We start from the raw sequence: 22,760 nt of genomic DNA on the forward strand, positions 1-22,760 counted from the left end.
GGGCTCTATCTTTTAAGGTAGAGCTCTTTTTTGTGGAACAAGGGTAGTGGCATAGTGGCAAGGGCAGTTGAATAAGAAGACTTTTTAAGCAGAAAGTAGCTAATTTTTGCACAAAGCTATTTAAATTCTTTAATAGTGCTATGAAAAGTATAAATATACTGTAAAATAGCAATCATTATCATTCGAGTGCATGTTTCATTTGTAAGAGTTCGTTTAAAAGAATTCATTTGTAAAAGGACAAATTGTTTTATATATGAGAATACAGTACTGGGTTCTCATTCTCATTGTATTATCAGCAATCTCCCTCTTTGTAGGGGTGATAAATATATCGGTGAATGACCTATTTAATTTAACAGATGCTCAGAAGCAGACAATATTGATTAGTCGTATTCCGAGGCTTATTACTATTTTGATTGCCGGGGCAAGCCTCTCAATCAGCGGTCTTATTATGCAAAAATTGAGCCAGAATGCTTTTGTCTCTCCGACAACTGCCGGCACAATGGAGTCTGCACGTTTAGGGATTTTGGTAGCGATTTTGCTCTTTGCCGGAGCCTCTCCTCTTGTAAAGATGGGGTTAGCCTTTCTCTTTGCCCTTTTAGGAACATTTCTCTTTATGAAGATTCTTAATCGAATTCGTTATAAAGATGTTGTCTTTGTTCCGTTAGTGGGGTTGATGTTTGGTGGCATTATCGGTTCAATTTCAACCTTTATTGCATATAAGCATGATCTGATTCAAAATTTAGCCTCGTGGTTGATCGGTGATTTCTCTATGGTGATGTCAGGCCGTTATGAATTGATCTACATCTCCATTCCATTGATGATTATCGCTTATCTCTATGCCCATCAATTCTCAATTGCGGGTTTAGGTGAGGATTTTTCTAAAAATTTAGGTCTAAAGTATCAGCAGGTGGTCAACATCGGTCTTGCGATTGTAGCGATGACAACCGCATCTGTTATTTTGACCGTTGGGATGATTCCTTTTTTAGGATTGATTGTCCCCAATATTATCTCTCTCTATAAAGGAGATAATATCCGCACAACACTCCCTTATACCGCACTTTTAGGGGCGATTATTGTCCTTGCATGTGACATTTTAGGGCGCATTATTATCTACCCTTATGAGATACCGATCAGTGTAACTATTGGTATTTTGGGAAGTCTGCTCTTTATCTGGTTGCTCTTTAAAAAGGTAGGGCAGGCATGAATATAAGAGTCATCAATACAAGAATGAAGTTGGTGTTACTACTGATTTTAGCTGTAGCAAGTTCGGCGCTCTTCCTCTTTTATCAATTAGGCGTTAATTGGGATTATGTACTTCCAAGACGTAGCTATAAACTTTTAGCGATGGTTATTGCCGGGAGTGCTATTGCATTTTCGACAGTTATCTTCCAGACCGTGACCCATAATAGGATCTTAACTCCAAGTATTATGGGGCTAGATTCGCTCTATCTTTTAGTGCAGACTCTATTGGTCTATTTCTTGGGCGGTAAAAACTTTGCAATGATTAGTAATGAGTGGCTCTTCCTCCTCTCAGTATTAGTATTAGTGACTTTCTCTATGCTCTTATTTAAGATGTTACTTGGGAAAGATGGACGTTCAGTCTTCTTTCTACTCTTAATAGGGATCGTTTTAGGAGCACTCTTTCAGAGTCTATCCACTTTTATGCAGGTTTTGATCGACCCTAATGAGTTTTTCTTAGTACAAGATAAGATGTTTGCAAGTTTTAATAATGTACAGGTGAAGTTAATCTGGTGGGCATTAGGAATTATTGGGGTTACGATGATTCTCTATTTACCGATGATTAAATATCTTGATGTCCTCTCGTTAGGGCGTGATCAATCAGTTAATTTAGGGATCTCTTACCGTAAGGTTGTGATGTTGACATTGATTGCGGTCTCTGTTTTGACAGCAGTATCAACAGCATTAATAGGGCCGATCACTTTTTTAGGCTTATTAGTGGCAAATCTTGGCTATGAGATCTTTAAAACTTATCGTCACTCTGTTTTGCTGATGGGGACGATATTAGTGAGTATTATTGCCTTAGCATTTGGGCAGATGTTGGTGGAGCGAGTCTTCTCATTCTCAACGACCTTGAGTGTTATTATTAACTTTATTGGTGGACTCTATTTTATCTATCTACTTTTAAGGGGGAGCAAATAAATGGTTGTAGTCGAAGGAGTTTCAAAATTATTTGGACAACGAAAAGTTGTTGATAATGTTTCCATTACGATCCCTAAAAATAAGGTCACATCCTTAATTGGGCCTAATGGGGCAGGCAAGAGTACCCTCTTAGGGATGATGAGTCGTCTGATTGATCCTGATGCTGGCTCTATTAAGATCGATGATCGTCTGATTCGTGATTGGAAGAGTGATGAGTTGGCGAAAAAGATTTCGATTCTTAAGCAGGCCAATCATCTCAATCTTCGAATTACGGTTCGTGAATTGGTTGCTTTTGGACGTTTTCCCCATAGTAAAGGTCGTTTGACGGCGGAAGATGACGCATTGATTGATGAAGCAATTGCTTATATGGGATTGACAGATCTTGAGAATAAGTATGTCTCTGAACTAAGTGGTGGGCAGCGTCAATGTGCCTTTATCGCGATGGTTGTTGCACAAAATACTGATATTATCTTTTTAGATGAACCGCTCAATAATCTGGATATGAAACATTCAGTAGAGATTATGCAGGTTTTGCGTAAATTAGTAGCTGAAAAGAATAAGACAATCGTTATTGTCATTCATGATATTAACTTTGCATCGTGCTACTCAGATTACATTATCTCTCTTAAAGGGGGAGCTTTGGTGCATGAAGGTGCGACAGAGAAGATTATCGATACCAATATTCTTCGTGATATCTATGACATGGAGATCCCTATTCAGACCATTAATGATCAGCGAATTTGTGTTTATTTCTCATAGGTTAATGTAATAAGCATAATAATGCGTAATAAGCCTGTGAGATAGATGGAATAAAGAGAGTAATTTTAGAGAGCAATTTCTCTTTTTTTAAAGTATCATGATGTGAATGATTCTCAATTATATAGTTGAATGGCTCCTATTAAGGAACCTTTATTAGATGATAGCTGTTATGTATTATCGATCGCTGTTGAAGTGAGCGGTTATGCCATCCCTTGATGCAATCAGGCCTATTCAATGGGTTCATTCAATAGGGTCATTCAAGAGGTCCATTTAATTTGTTTAATTAACTGTTTAATTAACTGAAATAATCAAAAGTGTAAAAGCTTAAGGAGTAAAAATGAAGTCCAAAGCATTTAAGAAAGTGGTTCTTGTATCGGCATTAGCGCTAGTGCTAGCTGCCTGTGGTGAAGAGAAAGCAGCGCCGGCAAAATCAGTCGAAAGCGCAGTTAAAGAGCAGAGCAGTAGTGCTGTTGCGGAAACTAAGCGAATTACGGTTAAGCATGACTCAGGGGAGACTGTTGTTCCTTTTGCTCCTGAAAAAGTGGTTGCTTTCGATTTTGGGGCGCTAGATACATTAGAATCTTTAGATATCGACATTATTGGACTTCCTAAAGCAAATCTCCCAGCTTATCTTAATGATTATAGTGCCGACAAATATCAAAACTTTGGAACTCTAAAAGAGCCAAATTTTGAAGCGATTCATGCAGCAAAGCCTGATCTTATTATTATTGCGGTACGACAAGCACCACTTTATGAGCAATTCTCTGAAATTGCACCGACAATCAATCTTTCTGTAGATGATAACGATATTATGGGATCTACAGAGCGTAATATTCGTGTCTTAGGTGAAATCTATGGTCGTGAAGCGGATGTAGAGAAAGAGATAGCCCTTCTTAATGAGAAGATTACCAAGGTTCGTGAGAAGACCGACCAGATGGATGAGACAGGTTTAATTCTTCTTGTCAACGATGGCAAAATTAGTGCCTATGGCCCAGGCTCACGTTTCGGTATTATCCATGATGTTTTAGGTATTAAGCCGGCAGATAGTACAATCAAGCAATCACGCCATGGTCAAACGGCATCATTTGAGTATGTGATGGATCTTAATCCTGATTATCTCTTTATTGTCGATCGAAGTGCTGTTATTGCCGGTAACGGTAATACCGGAGCTAAAGAAGTTGTTGAAAATGATCTAGTGAAAAATACTAATGCTTATAAAAATGGCAAGATCGTCTATCTTGATCCTAATGTTTGGTATCTCTCAGGCGGTGGTTTTAAATCAACCAACCAGATGATTGATGATATCGCTGAAGCAATTGATCAGTAGTTGATCAGTAATTACTCAGGAATTGATGGATATAACATCAATCTAAAAAGTATTTCCTTTATAAAACTTTGCCACTACTTCGGTAGTGGTTTTTTTATACTGCAAAACTAAGGTCTCAAAGCTAAGAGGATTTTTGGAGCCAAAGGAACTCGATCATCTTACTCTTACTACTTACTCTTATAGTAGATTCTGTAGATCTGTAGATTTATGCCTGTCTGAGGCATCTACAATGCCGGGATCATATCTTTAAATTGATATTATCTCCCGACGAGGATCAGCATTTGCCGAAGCAGGTTTTTGAAACAGATGTGATAGTGGGATTTAACCGCTGTCGGGCTTTGTTGTTTTATCATTTGATCAGTAGCAACAGTAGTAGCAATAGCAACCAATGGTAACAATAATGATAATAGCAATAATAATAAAAATCCTATAGTGCGATTAGACACTATAGGATTTTTTGATGATAATTTTAAACCATCAAATGTAACTTCTGCGAAGCAGGTGACAACTGATGAGAGGACTGATTAACGGCGATTTTTGCTCGCTGCAATACGAAGACGAAGAGCATTGAGTTTGATAAAACCACCCGCATCTTTCTGATCATACGCGCCACCATCATCTTCAAATGTTGCGATATTCTCATCAAAGAGTGAGTCATCAGATTTACGACCCACGATGATAACATTCCCTTTATAGAGTTTGACGCGCACGACACCATTTACAAACTTTTGTGATTCATCGATCATTGTTTGTAAAAGTTCACGCTCAGGACTCCACCAGTAACCATTATAGATAAGGCTTGCATAGCGTGGCATTAACTCATCTTTAAGATGAGCAACTTCACGGTCAAGTGTAATTGACTCAATCGCACGATGCGCCTTCAACATAACGGTCCCAGCAGGTGTTTCATAACAACCGCGTGCTTTCATACCGACATAGCGGTTTTCTACGATATCAACACGACCGATTCCATTTTCACCAGCGAGTTTGTTAAGCTTCTCCATGACGGTTGCAGGAGAAGTTTCAACACCATCAATAGCAACAATATCACCATGGCGATAGGTTAACTCTACATAGGTAGGCTTATCAGGTGCTTCTTCAGGAGAGACTGTCCAGCGCCACATATCTGCTTCTGGCTCTGTCCATGGATCTTCTAACATTAAACCTTCGTAAGAGATATGGAGTAAGTTAGCATCCATTGAGTAAGGGGATTTTTTACCACCACGATCGATCTCAATATTGTTTTTCTCAGCGTAGTCGAGAAGTTTCTCACGAGACATAAGATCCCACTCACGCCATGGAGCGATCACTTTCACGCCTGGCTTAAGTGCGTATGCACCTAACTCAAAGCGAACTTGGTCATTACCTTTACCGGTTGCTCCGTGAGAAATTGCATCTGCGTTTGTTTCATTAGCAATTTCAACGAGGCGTTTTGCAATTAATGGACGCGCGATAGAGGTCCCTAAAAGATACTCTCCTTCATAGATCGCATTTGCGCGGAACATTGGAAAAATAAAGTCACGAGCAAATTCTTCGCGGAGGTCATCGATATAGATCTCTTTAACGCCAAGCGCCTTCGCTTTATCGCGTGCCGGCTCAACTTCTTCGCCTTGACCAATATCTGCCGTAAATGTTACGACTTCGCAATTATATTCATCTTGTAACCATTTGAGGATTACAGAAGTGTCCAATCCGCCTGAATATGCGAGAACCACTTTATTGATTTTTTCCATTATAGTCTCCTGTCGACTTTTGGGGTTTTTGACTATTTTCTTAACTCAAAGAGATCTTCCACTTCTGGAATACTCTCTTTGTCTGTGATAAATAAGATGAGATGATCATTCTGTTCAATAGAGATGGAGGGCTCAATTTTCATCACTTTCCCTCTTCGGATAAGTCCCGCGACAACGACATTTTCGGGCCAACGTATCCCTTCCAAAGATTTACCGACGATTTTTGAGGTTTCAGCATTACCGTGGGCAATAATCTCCATTGCTTCTGATTCGCCTGATCTAAGAGAGTATACCTGAACAATATCGCCTTTTCTAATATAGGTTAACAAGGTACTCAAAGTTACCTGTTGTGGCGAGAAGGCGAGATCAATATTTGACTCCTCTTCAATCATCTCAAGATAGGAAGAACGATTGATTAGCGCCATTGAAAACTTCGCACCTAGACGCTTAGCTAACATAGCGGCCATAATATTAGTTTGATCATCATTTGTGAGCGCGCAGAAGAGATCCGTTTTATCGATATTTTCTTCAAATAGCAGTGTCTCATCGGTACAATCCCCATGAAGAATGAGGCTGCGACTCAGCTTAGAAGCAAGGGCGTTAGCACGTTCTGCATTCTCTTCGATCAGCTTTACATGGGTATAAGATTCAAGGGCTTCCGCTAATGCGGCACCGATATTACCACCACCGGCAATGGTGACTTTTTTGGCAATTCTCTGTTTAGATTGAAAGAGCTCAATGACCTCTCTTGCATCTGAACGAGCACAGAGAAAGTAGATCTCATCATCCTCTTCTAAGATGGTCTCATCATGGGGAATAAATTCACTTCCTTCCCGATAGATCGCAACATAGTTGATGTTGAGATGGCGGGTTCGACGTTTGATTTTGGCAAAACGGCGACCATAGAGCTGGGAGTTCTTTTCTACCCCAATAGAGACAATAAGTGCTTCACCTTTTGAGAAGCGTAAGACATCGAGCGCACCCGGTAATTCAATAATATTTTTAATATAGTTAGTGATTAAGATCTCAGGGCTGATCACAACATCGATGTGAAAGGTCGAATCGAGTTTGTTTCCAAAAAGATCACCGTGACGAACATAATCGCGTGAGCGAACTCTAGCAACTTTTAACTTAATGCCAAAAACGGTATGTGCAATTTGGCAGGCAACAATATTGACCTCATCGCTTGAGGTAACGGCAATAATCACATCCATATTTTCAGCGCCAGCCTCTTTCAGTAAGATGGGAGAAGCCGCATTGCCACGGATGGTACGAATATCATATCGCTCTTTAAGGGCTGCTAGAGGGGCATATTGATTATCGATAATGGTGATATCGTTTTGTGCTTCTTTTGATAAAACATGGGCAACAGTAGAACCTACTTGTCCGGCACCAAGAATCAAAATTTTCATGACTGCGATTATTCCTTTTGAAAGACGCCTAAAATAATAGCTCAAAATAGAGGGATATTGTATCTGTTTTTCTAATTGACCGCTTCTTAGATTCTTTTATGAAGTCGTTATTAAGTTACCATCTAGCGTCATCAAGAGATTATTGAGATGTGATGAGCACATTATCAGATTGGTTGTGGTAGATAGACTCCATCGTAAACTGACCCTAAAAAGACACAAGCCAAAACTAGAGATTTCTGTCATCATTGTTTTAGATGGAGGAAATCGTGAAACGATCAAAATTTACAGAAACATAAATTGTAAACATTTTAAAACTGGTAGAAAAGGGCGTTAAAGTTACCGATATCTACCGAGAGCACGGCATTAGTAGTGCGACGTATTATTAATGGAAAAGTAAATATGGGGGCTTAGAAGCCTTTGATTTGAAGCGATTACGGGAAATTGAAGCTGAAAATGTCAAACTCAAAAAACATGTGAAAAACAATTAACCGAAAAAATCTCTAGTTATGAGCTGTGCGCTTGACGGTAAGCTTACGATAAATTTTATTTAGGTTTACCGAATTTCGAGGGGCAAAATATGTCTGTGCACCGCCTATTCGAGCAAAGGCCAATCAAAAACCACTTTGAGGTACGCTTCGTAAAGGGTGGTTAATTGCAGCGAGCTCTGATCACTGTGCATTAGTGGGAGGATTTGAGAAGAAAAAGGCAGGCTATGGCGATTTTGCTAAAACTCCTAATGGTGTGCCGGGGATGAAAGAGCGGATGATGATGCTTTGGACTTATGATGTTGAAACAAGGCGCATTAGTCGACAAAAGTTTGTTGAGATTAGCGCAACGAATCCTGCAAAATTGATCAATCTACCGCATAAAAGGCGTATTGCTGTTGGCTGTGATGCAGATATTGTGATTTGGGATGATCTCTAATAAAGTGAGTTACCAAGGGATTGATTACTCTGCTTTTGAGGTTTTTAAAGTCAAAGGTCGGCCTGATCAAGTATTTTTACGGGGTACTTTAATGGCAGAAAAAGGACAATTTGTCGGAGACAGAGGGCAAGGCAGACGACAATATGCCAAACCTTATGGAGGTTGTTTCGATTACTTGGAGCATTCGCCTGAGGTATTGGGGTGACGATTAAGAATATTAAAAGAGGAAGAGAAAAAGAGAGATTCCATTGAATCTCTCTTTTTCTCTTCTATCTGTTAGAGTTATGTGTACCTATGATGAGGTTCTACTCATAACGACGACTTCTCACTAATTGAGGTCTTCTACCTAAATACGCAACGGTACCGATACCGCTCCAGATATGAACTAAGCGAGTAAAGGGGAAGATCACAAAGAGTGTGATGCCCATAAAGATATGTGCTTTGAAGATCGGGCTTACGCCGGCAAGTAGATCAACAGCACCACCGCGGAAGGTGACAATATATTGCGCCCAATGCATCAGTTTGAGCATCTCTTTGCCATCGGTATGATGCGAAGAGACAATAATAGTGCTAAGGCCTAATAGTAGCGTTATTAAAATCCAGATTAAGACCAGTTTATCCCGCCACGTTGATGTTGCCATAAGACGCGCCGAGCTAAAGCGACGATAAATGAGGATCAGGAGACCAATGAGTGCTATTGTTCCCATAATACCACCAGCAGTCATTGCTAGAATTTGCTTACTGCTATGACTTACGCCCAGAAAATCCCACACTTGAATCGGTGTTAAAAGTCCTACAAAATGCCCTAAAAAGAGACCAATGATCCCTAAGTGAAAGAGAATATTTCCAAGACGGAGATATTGAGGCTGCAATAGCTGGCTAGAATCAGATTTCCAACTATATTGCTCTCTATCAAATCGTACAAGGCTACCAAAGAGGAAGATCGAGAGTGCGATGTAGGGATAGATCCCAAAGAGAAATGTATCAAGATAATTCATAATGCCTCCCTTATTGGCATTTGTGACAAGCGGAAAGTGACGTGGATCCACATCCTTGCGCGTGGTTCCCTAGATTAAAAGAGTGCGATAAAAGAGGTTCTATTCCTTCGGCATTGGGGCCAAATTGTTCCATTGCCTCCTCCATATTGCGGATAGGTGCGACTTTTAAAGGTTCTGCTTTAACCGGTGAATATCGGTCAATCACCTCAAAAATCGCCGCATAGGGTGAGTTGTTTTTGGCCAAGTTTTCTCCAATATAATGAATCACGTGAATCGCATCCCCTAAGAGCGGTAGTGCTTCTTCTTTTGGAATAGACGCTAAGAACTCTAAGAAAAGGGGTAAATAATCTGGCAATTCATTGGCTGTAGGTTCAAAACCTTTTGTACGATAGGTTTCTAATAGATCCACCATCGCTTGGCCACGCAACCGATCTTCACCGTGTAGATGTTCAAAAAGATGCAGTGAATGGGTCGGTGTGCGATCAAAGGTTGCTACATATTCCGTTTGTAATGTGATCTCATCATCTTGCAGACGCTCAAAGAGGGGTTGTAAGGTTTGATATGATTGTAGATCCGTTTCTGTACTATAGCTCTCTATTTCAGGTAGCTCTGTTAGCCAAGTTTGCGTTGGATATTGCAGTAAGATTGAAAGCACTTTAAAAATAGATAGATTCGTAGATGTTGACATAATCTTCTCCTATAGCTGTTTGATTTTCGCACGATTGCGAAGATCATTAAGGTTAATAGGAACAGCTTTACTATTACCAAAGAGACTCTCTTTACTGACACCACCTGAGCAACCATTTCCGAATGAGAAGCCACAGCTGCCTTTTTCTGCAAAGGTATCTTCCACGAGCTCTTTATGTGTCGTTGGTATGACGAAACGATCTTCATAGTTAGCAATGGCCATAATTTGATACATCTCTTCGATCTGTTTGGCACTTAAATGCGCATTTAATAGCGTTTCATCTGCGCGTTCTTGCGAATAGAGTGTCTTATTACGCATATATTTACGCATTGTAATCATTGTCGAGAGTGCTTTAAGAATAGGGTTGGTATCGCCGGCAGTTAAGAGATTCGCTAAATATTGCAAGGGAATACGGAGTTCATTTACATCAGGAATGAGGCCATTTTCACCAATCACCCCCGATTCTATAGCTGATTGAATAGGGGAAAGCGGTGGAATATACCAAACCATCGGTAATGTACGATATTCAGGATGTAATGGGAATGCCACTTTCCACTCAACGGCCATTTTATAAACCGGAGATGTTTTTGCGGCATCAATCCATTCTTGTGGAATCCCTTGTTTAAGCGCTTCCGCTGCAACAGCAGGATCATTGGGATCTAAGAAGAGATCTAATTGTGATTCATAGAGATCTTCGGGGTTCTCGGTACTTGCTGCATCACTAATCTGATCAGCATCATAGAGTAATACGCCAAGATAGCGAATACGACCGACACAGGTTTCTGAACAGATTGTAGGTTGACCTGACTCGATACGAGGGAAACAGAAGATACACTTCTCCGATTTACCTGTTTTCCAGTTGTAGTAGATTTTTTTGTATGGACAACCGGAAACACACATTCTCCAACCACGACATTTGTCCTGGTCAATAAGAACGATCCCATCTTCTTCACGCTTATAGATTGATCCTGCAGGACAGCTTGCCACACAAGCAGGATTCAAACAGTGTTCGCAAAGACGGGGAAGATACATCATAAAGGTATTTTCAAAGGCACCATAAATATCTTTCTGAATTCCCTCAAATAACTGATCTTTGGCGCGTTTTTTAAATTCGCCACCTAAGTCATCTTCCCAGTTTGGCCCCCACTCAATCTTCTCCATTTTCTCGCCGGTAATCGCAGAGATCGGACGCGCAGTAGGAGGTGTACTCATTCTTGGCGCTTTTTGTAGATGCTCATAATCGTAAGTGAAAGGTTCATAGTAATCATCAATGCTAAGCATATTAGGGTTAGCAAAGATATTGCCGAGAACTTTAAATTTCGTACCTTGCTTAAGTTGTAATTTCCCTTTCTTATTACGAACCCAGCCCCCTTTATGGATCTCTTGATCTTCCCAATTTTTAGGGTAACCAATGCCAGGTTTAGTTTCGACGTTATTGAACCAAGCATATTCAACACCATCTCGGCTGGTCCAGACATTTTTACAAGTAACTGAACAGGTATGGCAACCGATACATTTATCAAGGTTTAGAACCATTCCAATTTGTGCTCTAATTTTCATAATTTATTCCTTATTGCGAAATCTGTGGGATGTCGATAGTTGTTTGATGAAGTAGGGGTGAGCTATTGACCGACAGGCCTGTTTAATGGATTGTTGATTGTCACTGACCGGCTACTTCATCGCACTAGATTGATGACCGTTGATACTTCTTGACTATTGCGCTCATTAGCGAGCGGGGTCATCAAGCCTTATCATCAAGTAATAGACTTTCAGTGGATTGCACTTCTTCATCTAACCAGTCGACTTTCGACATTTTTTTTACGACCACTAATTCATCTCGATTGGTACCCACCGTTCCATAGTAGTTAAAGCCCCAAGAGAGTTGCGCATATCCACCAATCATATGAGTTGGCTTCATTACAATTTTGGTGACAGAGTTATGAATACCGCCCCGTTTACCAGAGATCTCCGCGCCGGGAACATTAATGATTTTTTCCTGTGCGTGGTACATCAAGATCATTCCCTCAGGAATCCGTTGGCTGACGATTGTGCGCGCTGCGAGCGTACCATTGACATTGAAGACTTCGACCCAGTCGTTATCGGCAATACCTATCTTCGCTGCATCGACTTCTGATAACCAGACGTGAGGACCACCTCGAGAGAGGGTCAGCATTCGGATATTGTCAGAATAAGTTGAGTGAATCCCCCATTTTTGATGTGGTGTGAGGAAGTTCAATATTAATTCAGGTTGGCCATTGCCATATTGACCTAGCATCTTATCTGTCGTTTTCATATCAATAGCAGGGCGATAGTTGGCAAATCCCTCGCCAAAGACACGCATCCATTGATGATCTTGATAGAATTGCTGACGGCCTGTAATGGTGCGCCAAGGAATGAGTTCGTGCACATTGGTATAGCCCGCGTTATAGCTCACTTCCTCGCTCTCAACACCTGACCAGGTAGGAGAAGAGATAATTTTTCGAGGTTGCGCTTGAACATCTCTAAACCGAATAGCATCGTGTTCCCGCGGTTTCGCTAAATGAGTATGATCAATGCCGGTATTTTGAGAGAGTGCTTCCCAAGCTTTGACGGCTACGTGACCATTGGTTTCAGGGGCGAGCGTTAAAATCATCTCCGCCGCATCAATCGCTGTTTCTAAGCGAGGTTGTTGATTACTTACACCCTCATCACGGGTTTTATTGAGTTTACGAAGTAGCTCAACTTCAGCGTTGGTTTGCCAATTAATACCTTTACCGCCATTGCCCAATTTTTCAAGTAGGGGGCCAATAGAAGTATATTTGTCATAAATCGCGCCATAATCACGTTCTACAACGGTTATTTGTGGCATTGTTTTTCCGGGAATAGGATCACATTCTCCAAGTTTCCAATCTTTTGCATCAAAAGGTTGACCCAATTCTTGGGGGGTATCGTGCATTAGCGGCGTTAAAACTAAATCTTTTTGAACGCCTAAATGCTCTTTTCCCAATTCAGAGAATTTTTTCGCTAACCCTTTATAAATTTCCCAATCACTCTTACTCTCCCATAGCGGTTGTACAGCTTCACTCAATGGATGAATAAAGGGGTGCATATCAGAGGTATTTAAATCATCTTTCTCATACCAAGTTGCCGTAGGCAGAACAATATCCGCATAGAGACAAGTTGTAGACATTCTAAAGTCTAAGACCGTTAAAAGATCTAATTTCCCCTCTACTGCTGGGCGGACTTTAATATTCTCTGGTTTAATGCAATCAGATTCATCGCTCATCACTGCATTTTGAGTACCAAGTAGATATTTTAAGAAGTATTCGTGACCTTTACTCGAAGAGCCAAGAATATTAGAGCGCCATACAAACAGATTGCGTGGGAAGTTTTTCGGATTATCGGGATCGTTACACGCCATATCGATATTACCAGATTTTAAACCGGATACGGTAAAATCAATGGGATCAACGCCGGCATCTATCGCTTTTTGAGTAATTTTAAGCGGATTTTCAGATAATTGTGGCGCTGACGGCAACCAACCAAGGCGTTCAGCTTTTGCATTGTAATCGATCATTGAGATTTTCCCCATATCGCCAGTGTGTGAAGGCGCAACGATCTCATCCATAGAGAGTTTTTCGTGACGCCATTGACTAGTATGGGCATAGAAGAACGAAGTTCCATTCATTTGTCGAGAAGGGCGATTCCAGTCAAGGGCAAAGGCTAAAGGTGCCCAACCTGTTTGTGGACGCAATTTTTCTTGACCAACATAATGTGCCCAGCCACCGCCACTTTGACCGATACAACCACACATCATTAACATATTGATAATGCCACGATAAGCCATATCCATATGATACCAATGGTTTAGACCTGCACCGACAATCACCATACTTTTACCGTGCGTTTCATCGGCATTTTGCGCAAATTCGCGGGCAACTTGAATGACGAGTTCAGGTTTTACACCGGTATGTTTTTCTTGCCAAGCCGGCGTATTAGGGCAATCTTCCTCATAATTTTTGGCAACACCCTCGCCACCAAATCCACGATCAATACCGTAGTTGGCACAGAGCAGATCAAAAACAGTAGCAACATAGAGTGTTTCCCCCTCATCAGTGGTCAATTTTTTCACTGGTACATTTTTGATCAACGTGGATTTAGCATCCTTGCCACCGAAGTAATCGAAGGTTACTCCCACAATCTCATCGGCATTCTCTTTTAAAGTGAGTTGCGCTTTAATTTCCGTATTATCGCGCGTCTCTTGCAGTAGATTCCAGCGGCCTTTTTCGCCCCATCTAAAACCGATAGAACCTTTAGGTGCGCGGATCTCTCCGGATAATTCATCTAATACTAATGTTTTCCATTCAGGATTATTCTCTTCTTCGAGTTGACGATTAATGTGACTTGCTCTCAAGTAATAGCTTGGAAGTAGCGCGCCATTTTCCTCTTTGAGTGTCACTAATACCGGCATATCAGTTAAGCGACGGCAATAATCAGTGAAATATTCTGAAGGATTCTCTAAATGGAACTCTTTTAAGATCACGTGCCCCATTGCCATTGCAAGTGCGGCATCAGTTCCCTGTTTAGGGGCTAACCAGATATCCCCGAATTTCACCATTTCACCATAGTCAGAAGAGACGGCAACGGTTTTGGTACCTTTATAACGTACTTCTGTATAGAAGTGGGCATCCGGTGTACGGGTCATCGGAACATTTGAGCCCCATACCATTAGATAAGTGGAATTATACCAATCGGCAGATTCAGCCACATCGGTCTGTTCTCCCCAAATTTGGGGGCTTGAAGGGGGAAGGTCACAATACCAATCGTAGAATGAGAGCGGTACACCTCCTAAAAGGCTTAGGTAACGGGTACCTGCTGCATAACTAATCATTGACATTGCAGGAATGGGAGAGAAGCCAAAGATACGATCAGGTCCATACTCCTTGATCGTGTGGGTATTGGCTGCTGCAATGATTTCATAAACTTCATCCCACGAGGTACGAACGAATCCCCCTAAGCCACGAACTGCTTTATATTGTTTGCTTAATTCAGGATCACTAGTAATGTTGCGCCACGCTTCTACCGCATTATGATTGGCACGTTCTTTTCTCCACAGACGTATTAATTCTGCACGTACCATTGGGTATTTGACCCGTTGTGCTGAATAGACATACCAACTATAAGAAGCCCCACGAGGGCAGCCGCGAGGTTCGTGATTAGGAAGATCAGGGCGTGTACGAGGGTAATCGGTCTGTTGCATCTCCCAAGTGATTAGACCACTTTTGACGAAGATTCTCCAACTACAAGAACCGGTACAGTTAACGCCGTGTGTAGAACGAACGATTTTATCGTGTTGCCAGCGTTGACGATATCCATCTTCCCAACAACGATCTTCGGCCACAACAGCACCGTGATCGTGAGAAAAGGTCTCTTTGGTTTGTCTGAAAAAATTTAAACGATCAAGAAAGTGACTCATAACAACTCCAAGGGCTAGGTTAAAGAAAGCCTGTTTAGCTGACTTTATAGTACCGTTTTGCCCTTAAAATCCTATTGTTATGAAGTAGCAACTTATTGCAGAAGAAGGATTATCCCTATCTAATACTTTTGGCTAGTATGGCTAATTCTTTTTTATAGTTTGAGCTAAGCAATAAAAAAGAGGATCATTCTCTTTCTTATCTTATTGCTATTGAGGGATAGTATTAAAATTCGATAGAGCAATGATCCTTAAGAGGGACTTGAAGAATAATTCTAAAGATTCTAAAGATTATAAAAACTGGGGTCGATTAACAACTGACAGGTGAGTCTTTGCGCATATAGAAGTAGTAATTGACTATAATGCAGCTAAGATAAAAGATGATAAAACCTATAAGTGCCGCTTCAACGCTACCGGTGATCTCAATAGAGCTCCCGAAGCTTTTGGGAATTAAAAATCCACCGTAAGCCCCAATTGCGCCCATAAAACCGACCACAGTTGCGGATTCTTTGGTCGCTTGAATGTTGGCTTGATCGCCGTTCTCTTTCAGTACTTTTTGATGAAAGAGCGCAAATGCACGAGGTGCTTGGGCAAATGTAGATCCGTTACCAATACCGCTAAAGAAGAAGATCAACATAAAGCTCCAGAAGAAAAGGGCAAAACTACCTGTACTACTCCCATTCGGTAAGGCTAAGATAATGCCGATACTACCAACAATCATTAAAAGGAAGCTTGCTCCGGTAATCAGTGCCGGTGAAATCTTATCTGACAACCAACCCCCTATGACACGGGTAATAGCGCCTACGAGAGGGCCTAAGAATGCATATTTCATAGGATCAACGGTAGGGAATGATTGTGTTGTAAGAAGCGGAAAAGCAGCAGAGAACCCAATAAAAGAGCCAAATACACCAATATAGAGCCAGCAGAGGAGCCAGTTATGGGTGCGTTTGAAGATAATGGATTGCTCTTTAAAAGAGGAATTAATATTCCCAATATCATTCATTCCAAAGTAAGCTAATAGAGTTGAGAGTAGAATGAACGGTACCCAAATAAATCCGGCATTTTGTAACCATAAATAGCTAGTTCCATTCTCTGATTGAACGACTTGCGGTTCTCCAGTAATGACAGCAAACATTCCAGTTGTAATCACTAGTGGGACAACAAATTGTACTACTGAGACCCCTAAGTTACCAAGACCGGCATTTAATCCCATCGCACCCCCTTTCTTTGATTTAGGAAAGAAGAAGCTGATATTAGACATTGAGGAGCTAAAGTTTGCCCCTCCAAAGCCACAAAGTAGAGCGAGGATAAACATCCAGCTATAAGGGGTTGTTGGATCTTGTACCGCAAACCCTAGCCCAATGGCAGGGATAAGTAAGCTTGCAGTTGAGATGACGGTCCAACGTCTTCCCCCAAAAATAGGGACGACAAAGGAGTAGAAGATACGAAGCGTTGCCCCTGAAAGTGCCGGCAGTGAGGCGAGCCAGAAGAGTTCATTAGCACTATAGGTAAAACCTACGCTAGGTAATTTGATCACTGTAACACTCCAGACTTGCCAGATTGCAAAGGCGAGTAAGAGGGCAGGAATAGAGATCCAGAGATTTCGTTTGGCAATTTTCCGTCCCTCTTTTTCCCAAAATTGGGGATTCTCGGGTTGCCAATTGGTTAATAATTTACTCATTGTATAGCTCCTATGAGAAGTGAAAGGATACAAAGGTTTTATGATCTTTTTACGATCTTATGATTTTATAAAATGGCTTTATCATATTGAGGGCATAAAGCTGAGATATTTTGAGGTGTATGAGATTATTGTTTAATGGGTCTAATTGACTTAGTTGACCTAATTTGATCTATGGGTTGAACGACGTTGCTTGAAACTAAAATGCATCCAGATTAAGCTGATCGATACAGCTCCATACATCAACATAAAAGAACTTGAACGAATGCCGGTAATATCAACTAAGGCACCAAAGAGGATAGGGAGTAAAAATCCACCTAAACCGCCTGCTAAACCGACAATGCCGGAAACAGTGCCGATCTCATCAGGAAAATCATCGGCGATAAATTTAAAGACAGAGGCTTTACCAATCGCTAGCGCAATACCGACAATGAAGATTAAGAGCGTAAAGAAAAAGGCATTAAGACCAATATTAAGAGAAAATGGACCATTAACCGTCTCAATGATCATTGCAGTTTGTGGGTAAGACATTATGAAAAAAGCGACCCAACAGACCCACATTACCGCCCAAGTCACTTTATAAGCCCCATATTTATCAGATAACCAACCGCCAAAAGCCCGTAGTACACCACCGGGTAATGAGAAGCAGGTCGCTAATAACGCCGCACTGGCAAGCGAAAATCCATACTCATCGACATAGTAGCTTACCATCCAGAGAGATAGCCCTACATAACCGCCAAAGACGACGGAGTAATATTGGCTATATTTCAAGACATCTTTATTCTTCATTAAACGTAATTGATCTTGAAGAGAGACGGTGCGTTTTTGTGTTGCTTTAGGTGTGGGATAACTAAAGATCCAAAAGAGAATGACTGTAATCAGTAGAATAACGGCATAGCTATTAGGCACAAAAGTCCAGCCGAAGAGAGCAATTAAAGTGGGCGCAATAAGTTTATTCAATGCGGCACCGGCATTGCCGGCACCAAAAATCCCCATCGCTAAACCTTGTCGCTCTTTCGGAAACCAGCGTGCCACATAAGGCGTTCCTACTGAGAATGAGCCACCAATTAACCCCAACCATAAGCTGATCAGTAGAAAGTGGTAATATTGGGTAGCATAGGGCATTAACAGAAGTGGCGGAATACAGATTAGCATTAAAACAGCAAATACCGCACGAGCACTATAACGATCAGTCATCATTCCCAGCGGAATACGACAGAGCGAACCCGATAAGACCGGCATTGCAGTCAATAGCCCAAATTGAGTGGCGTTAAGACTTAAACTCTCTTTAATCGGTAACCCTAATACCGAAAAGATCATCCAAATCATAAAGCAGACAGTAAAAGCACCGGTGCTACTGGCTAAAACAATATAAGGTTGTGTTTTATGTGTGACCATAATAGAAACCCTTTGAAGAGGTGAACAAACAAATTATTCATAGGCTCTAGCATAAGATTTCTGTATAAAAAAACTATTCACATAAATGGGAATAGTTCTTGCGCAAAAGAGTAAGTGGAAAGTAGTTCTAAAGTAGTAGTCTACTCATCAAATTCCAATTGATTTTCAACAGCAAAGAGCGCTGCTTGTACTCGACTTTGAAGATTGAGCTTTCTTAAAACATTTTGCACGTGGACTTTGACAGTGCTTTCGGTAACATCCATTTTACGCGCAATCTCTTTATTGCTGATTCCTTTTGTGAGCCATTTAAGCACTTCAAGTTCTCTTGACGTGAGTGATTGAATAGCTGATTCTTCGGCTTTTTGCTGTTCGCTACCGCGTAGTTGAGCAATCAATTTATTGGTCATTTCAGGAGAGAGCACATTATCCCCCTCAACTGCTTTCTCAATGGCATTTAGAAGAAAATCACTATCGATACTTTTAAGCAGATAGCCTTTAGCGCCATATTTCATTGCCATCGCAAGATCATTACTATCATCGGAAACGGTCAACATAATAATCGCTAGTTGCGGGTGATCATTGAGCATTAGAGAGAGTGCTTCAACACCATTCATCGAGGGCATATCCACATCTAACAAAACCACATCTGGCATTAGCGTATCTACTAACTTAACCCCCTCTAAACCATCAGTTGCTTCACCAATCACTTGATAGCGTGGATCAGATTCAATGATAAAACGTAACCCTTTACGAAAAAGGGGATGATCATCCACAAGGATGATTTTAATTTTATCGTGTGTCTCTCTATTTTGCGTAATGGAATGCATATCCAGCCTTTTGATTGCTTATCGGGTGAAAAGTATTTGATTCAGTGATTAATGGAGCCATTGTCTATCCAATATAGGGTATCAAATAGATCGTTGAATTGTCACATCAACCACCGTTCCTTGTGGAATGTTCTGCTTAAATTGTAATTTACCCCCCACTTTTTGAATGCGTTCACGCATAATCCTTGTGCCAAGATGACCTTGTTTCTCAAACTCATTCAATTGCGCAAGATCAAATCCTACGCCATTATCTGCTATGATCATCTGAAAAATCTTCTCATCTTGGGTGATAGTGACAGATACTTCTGATGCTTGCGCGTGTTTACGAATATTGGAGAGCGCTTCTTGTAAAATAAAGATCACTTGTAATTGTGCCTCAGGAGAGAGATCAATCATCGGTGTAATATGGCTTTTAACCGTCAGATGATATTGGTGCTCAAAGCGTTCAATGACTGAGTGAATAGTATTACCAAAGGAGCCTTGTGCAATGCGAACCCTAAAGTTAGAGAGTAATTCCCGAATATCTAAATAGCACTCTTCAATACCCTCTTTAATAAAGGAGAGGGTCTGTTGCTGTAAGGGATGATTCTCCTCAGTTAAAGCCCGTTCTAAGAGGGGGAGTTGCATTTTGATAAAGGCTAATGATTGGGCAATACTATCGTGCAAGCCTTGTGCTAAATGATTACGTTCTTCTAAAATAGCGAGTTGTTTATCTAAGGCGGTGAGTCGTATTTTTACTAATGCCATTGCAAATTGGGCCGTCACTGTTTCAATCAGTTGCGCAAGTTCTTCTGTTAATGCACTTTCTGTCTCAAAGTAGAGCGTAATAACCCCGAGTTTTTCATCCATATGATGAATAGGAATGGTGACTAGGTAATCTGAGATATAATCTTGACAAAGTAAACGAGTACTATTATCACGATTGCCTCGTTTATGAATGACGAAACTTCCCTCGTAGAGACCTTTACCACAATAGCAGTGGTTGAGAATGTTGCAATGATTCGCGTCTTTGATTATATCCGGGAGATTCTCTTCCGCTAAGATCTCTAATTGGTGCCTATTTTTATTGAGTAGGCGAATAGATCCCGATTGCGCGTTGCCATATTCTACAATTTTCTGTAAAAATTGCGTCATTAGGGCTTCCTGATCTGTAGCTTTTTGAATTAATGTTGTTGTTTCATAGAGAAATAGCAGCTCTTCGTTACGTTGACTCAGCGCTTGCGTTTTATCGGCAACTTTATCTTCAAGATGATTGTAAAGTTCTTTGAGCCTTGCGCTCATAATATTAAATCCATCTGCCACAGTTGCAAACTCATTATTGAGCTCTACAGAGACTTGAGTCCCTAAGCGCCCTTGCGTCAAATGATCAATCCCCCGATAGAGTTGATTCAGTGGCAGAATCACTAATTTGCGCAGTAATCGGGAAGAAGCAACGGCAGAGAGAAGTGCCATTATAATCAAGAGTATCTGTAAAATCCGTAATCGTTCAATACTCTCGGTATTATCCTGTTCAATAATAGCTACAACACCACTAATTTGATTCGCCAGCTGTTCTGCCGTTTGTCGATATTCAGTGATCGAGATCGGGAAACCTGCGCGTTGTTTTTGGATAAATTGATCGAGTGCGATTTCAATACGGTTGATCTCTAGGTTTAATTTATTGTGTCTTTGGTGATCAAAAAAGTTTTGTTCAGGAATATCCCTCAGTTGTTCCGCGACTTTCTTAAAGTTGCTCACTTCGTGCAGAATATCTGCTTCGGGCTCTTGATTGCTGGCAAGCATCATAATATGAAATACCCGTTTACGCAGACTACCAGAATCATTGATCGCAACTCCCATCTCTTCTAAACGCCAAGAGATATTCAGTGATAATCCAACAATCAGAATTGCCCCAATGAGCCAAATACTAATTAGCGTCATTAAGACGGTCGAGAGTTTGTGTGGCTTTTGGCGAATCTTATCAAAATAGGTCATATTTGATCTTATTTATAATAAAGGAATAGAGAGGACTATAGAGTGAGAGTTAAATTCAACAAATTAGGGACTACACTCTAGCGTAACAATTTTATGGATAAATAGCACTTATTCTAAAGCCTAAGTTGAGGCTAATTCTTTAGAGGATAGTCAAATGTGCGTCTTTATGATTAAATGCCAATGATTCAATATCTAAGGTTAATGTCTAAGATCAATAGACAATGGTTTAATGATCTAGTTGACACGATTGAGATCTATTTAAAATGACTACAAACGTGGGTTTGGTATGGGCTGTTCACTAGAACAGCTGTATATATCCTCAACAATAATATTGATTTAACAGGAGATTCTATGAAACGAGATCCTCGTTTGATTCCTTTTTCTAAAGAACATCATCAAACTTTAAAGCTTGGAAATTACCTACGACGATTAACAGAGATTGAGGCTGATCCTGCGATAGCGTTAAAACAGATTCAGGCACTATTAGAATCGGCAAATAGAGCAGTGAGTGAAGATAGAGCTTCCTTATTGAATCACTTTGCTGAAGAAGAGCGATTACTTCAACCCATTTTAGATCAATGGTCAGATCAACATTTAAATCATCAATTCCAAGCAGAGCATCAGCAATTACGACAAATCTTGTCACAGAATGAGTGGACGCTCAATGAGTTAATTGATTTAGGAACATTATTGATTGCGCATACTCGTTTTGAGGAGCGATCCCTTTTCCCGGCGATAGAGAATTATTGGAATTAATAATTTCGATACGTATAATCTTGAACCAAAATTACGATAGGATAAGTGCTTGTTTTTGTTTGAATTACGCACAAATTATTGGTAACACTCTATATGCTTATCGGGATCTATCTTTTTACCCCGATTGTAGCTGTTGCCCATGAATATTCTAAGTTGATGAATCCTATTTCAGCTCTACAAACCATGCAATTAATGGAGTTCCTGAGCCTACTGATTATCTTATACTAAATAATGAAGGTCACCATTTTTTAGATTCAAATCTGAGAGATAAAGATAAAAGCCATCATAGAGATCATCATCGGGCTCATCAGGAAAATAGCATGACAGATGATTGCGTAAGCTTACGCCATTACCTCACTGTTCTTTCTTAAAGTAGGGAGCGAAATAGGTGATGAAAAGAGGGGAGTTATCGCAACGGTAGCGGGAAGTGAGAGATGATGAGATAGATCGCTTGCTTTTCTCCATTTCATTGCTCTAAATCCAATTTTAGGGTATAATTCTTGCCTTAAAATACCTAGAAGGTAGACTTATCAATATCTCAAAAGCTCTGATTTTGCTGTAGTGTATATAGATATATGTAGTAGACATACACGGTCACATATACGGTCAATGGGGTGAGGGTTTTGAGGTAGTAATGAGTCTACTTTTTTCATTTGATTTGATTAATACTCTTT

The 22,760-nt window shown here is 40.6% G+C and carries 16 protein-coding genes and 1 pseudogene; 7 read left to right on the forward strand and 10 right to left on the reverse strand.

All coding sequences use genetic code 11. The annotated features are described in order from the left end of the window. The first annotated feature begins 253 nt into the window (after positions 1-253). The 4 genes from AC0SAP_RS00355 to AC0SAP_RS00370 all read left to right on the forward strand — a co-directional run bounded on the left by AC0SAP_RS00355 (position 254) and on the right by AC0SAP_RS00370 (position 4,246). Positions 254-1,204 (forward strand): ABC transporter permease, encoded by a 951-nt coding sequence (locus AC0SAP_RS00355; protein ID WP_094568227.1) that lies wholly within the window; start codon positions 254-256, stop codon positions 1,202-1,204. After that, positions 1,201-2,160, forward strand: a complete 960-nt coding sequence (locus AC0SAP_RS00360; RefSeq protein WP_286478939.1) for an iron chelate uptake ABC transporter family permease subunit — start codon at positions 1,201-1,203, stop codon at positions 2,158-2,160. Before AC0SAP_RS00355 ends, AC0SAP_RS00360 begins: the two co-directional genes overlap by 4 nt. Beyond that, the gene (locus AC0SAP_RS00365) at positions 2,161-2,919 is read left to right on the forward strand and encodes an iron ABC transporter ATP-binding protein (protein WP_286478942.1); all 759 of its coding nucleotides are present in this window, start codon (positions 2,161-2,163) and stop codon (positions 2,917-2,919) included. Between the two features lie 337 nt (positions 2,920-3,256). After that, positions 3,257-4,246: a siderophore ABC transporter substrate-binding protein gene (locus tag AC0SAP_RS00370; RefSeq protein WP_473382321.1), complete on the forward strand. Its 990-nt coding sequence runs from the start codon at positions 3,257-3,259 to the stop codon at positions 4,244-4,246. A gap of 524 nt (positions 4,247-4,770) precedes the next feature. Here AC0SAP_RS00370 and AC0SAP_RS00375 read toward each other — a convergent pair. Next, a complete protein-coding gene (locus AC0SAP_RS00375) occupies positions 4,771-5,979 on the reverse strand; it encodes an argininosuccinate synthase (RefSeq protein WP_094568224.1) in 1,209 nt (402 codons plus the stop codon). Between the two features lie 32 nt (positions 5,980-6,011). Then, positions 6,012-7,391: a Trk system potassium transporter TrkA gene (gene trkA, locus AC0SAP_RS00380; RefSeq protein ID WP_109235308.1), complete on the reverse strand. Its 1,380-nt coding sequence runs from the start codon at positions 7,389-7,391 to the stop codon at positions 6,012-6,014. Positions 7,392-7,687: 296 nt separating this feature from the next. On the opposite strand from trkA, the pseudogene AC0SAP_RS00385 reads away from it, so the two are divergent. Next, positions 7,688-7,861: pseudogene (locus AC0SAP_RS00385) on the forward strand (transposase); the annotation flags it as partial. A gap of 181 nt (positions 7,862-8,042) precedes the next feature. Continuing rightward, on the forward strand, positions 8,043-8,315 hold the full coding sequence (locus AC0SAP_RS00390) for an amidohydrolase family protein (RefSeq protein ID WP_353623174.1): 273 nt from the start codon (positions 8,043-8,045) through the stop codon (positions 8,313-8,315). 305 nt (positions 8,316-8,620) lie between these two features. On the opposite strand, the gene narI is transcribed toward AC0SAP_RS00390, so the two are convergent. The 8 genes from narI to AC0SAP_RS00430 all read right to left on the reverse strand — a co-directional run bounded on the left by narI (position 8,621) and on the right by AC0SAP_RS00430 (position 21,330). Continuing rightward, complete coding sequence (gene narI / locus AC0SAP_RS00395; RefSeq protein ID WP_286478948.1) at positions 8,621-9,313, reverse strand: respiratory nitrate reductase subunit gamma; 693 nt, start codon at positions 9,311-9,313, stop codon at positions 8,621-8,623. Positions 9,314-9,323: 10 nt separating this feature from the next. Beyond that, a complete protein-coding gene (narJ, locus tag AC0SAP_RS00400; RefSeq protein WP_473382323.1) occupies positions 9,324-10,001 on the reverse strand; it encodes a nitrate reductase molybdenum cofactor assembly chaperone in 678 nt (225 codons plus the stop codon). A gap of 9 nt (positions 10,002-10,010) precedes the next feature. After that, a complete protein-coding gene (gene narH / locus AC0SAP_RS00405; protein WP_473382324.1) occupies positions 10,011-11,561 on the reverse strand; it encodes a nitrate reductase subunit beta in 1,551 nt (516 codons plus the stop codon). A 181-nt stretch (positions 11,562-11,742) separates the two neighbouring features. Next, positions 11,743-15,456, reverse strand: a complete 3,714-nt coding sequence (locus AC0SAP_RS00410) for a nitrate reductase subunit alpha (protein ID WP_473382326.1) — start codon at positions 15,454-15,456, stop codon at positions 11,743-11,745. 307 nt (positions 15,457-15,763) lie between these two features. Further along, positions 15,764-17,134, reverse strand: coding sequence for an MFS transporter (locus AC0SAP_RS00415; protein WP_473382328.1), 1,371 nt, complete (start codon positions 17,132-17,134; stop codon positions 15,764-15,766). Positions 17,135-17,293: 159 nt separating this feature from the next. Beyond that, entirely contained in the window at positions 17,294-18,529 is a 1,236-nt protein-coding gene (locus AC0SAP_RS00420) for an MFS transporter (RefSeq protein ID WP_473382330.1), read from the reverse strand. 140 nt (positions 18,530-18,669) lie between these two features. Beyond that, on the reverse strand, positions 18,670-19,356 hold the full coding sequence (locus AC0SAP_RS00425; protein ID WP_286478959.1) for a response regulator: 687 nt from the start codon (positions 19,354-19,356) through the stop codon (positions 18,670-18,672). 81 nt (positions 19,357-19,437) lie between these two features. Then, complete coding sequence (locus AC0SAP_RS00430; protein WP_473382331.1) at positions 19,438-21,330, reverse strand: histidine kinase; 1,893 nt, start codon at positions 21,328-21,330, stop codon at positions 19,438-19,440. Positions 21,331-21,681: 351 nt separating this feature from the next. On the opposite strand from AC0SAP_RS00430, the gene AC0SAP_RS00435 reads away from it, so the two are divergent. Continuing rightward, a complete protein-coding gene (locus AC0SAP_RS00435) occupies positions 21,682-22,086 on the forward strand; it encodes a hemerythrin domain-containing protein (RefSeq protein ID WP_286478963.1) in 405 nt (134 codons plus the stop codon). Positions 22,087-22,760: the final 674 nt, after the last annotated feature.

It is taken from the genome of Ignatzschineria sp. PL_is040 (assembly GCF_055813795.1).